Origin of the sequence: Microbulbifer mangrovi, assembly GCF_002009015.1 — a bacterium.
Taxonomy (GTDB): Bacteria; Pseudomonadota; Gammaproteobacteria; order Pseudomonadales; family Cellvibrionaceae; genus Microbulbifer; species Microbulbifer mangrovi.
Window position 1 is genome coordinate 1 of sequence record NZ_LZDE01000049.1, and the last position, 472, is coordinate 472.

A 472-nucleotide genomic window follows, 5' to 3' on the forward strand; every position below is an offset into this window, starting at 1 on the left:
TCCCGCGGAGGGCCGAAGGCCTGTAGCTTTACTGCCTGGCATTGTTATGTATTGAACAACCACGCCGCGATACCAGATATAACTACCCCAAGAATAAGACCCGTAACCAAGGTTAGTGCTCTGATTTTGCTTTCATGTTGCCTAGCTTCTTTTAACTCAAGATCATGGATTTTGTTTTTTACGATCTGCAAAAATTGAGGATTAATACCTCTGAGACTAATTCGCTCTTCAGCAAAAACAAGATTTTCTAAATCCAATTTATCGATTTCACTTGAATCACCGCTTCCTAGATAGCGTTGAAACATAGAAATTATTTCTTTTTCACTTGGTTTCATATCCATGATCGTTTTTCTTGGAGCAATTGGACACATAACGCCTTGCGCAGCGGCGCTTACTTTCTGCATTTTTTGCGCGAAAATAGAAGCGTAGCGACGGCGCAAAAAGTGCACAAAGTGCACAAAGTAAGACGTCG

At 41.5% G+C, this 472-nt stretch carries 1 protein-coding gene; it reads right to left on the reverse strand.

The annotated features are described in order from the left end of the window. Positions 1-44: 44 nt before the first annotated feature. Positions 45-472 (reverse strand): hypothetical protein (locus B4U49_RS18980; protein ID WP_158078512.1); only part of this gene is annotated, 428 nt, incomplete at its 5' end.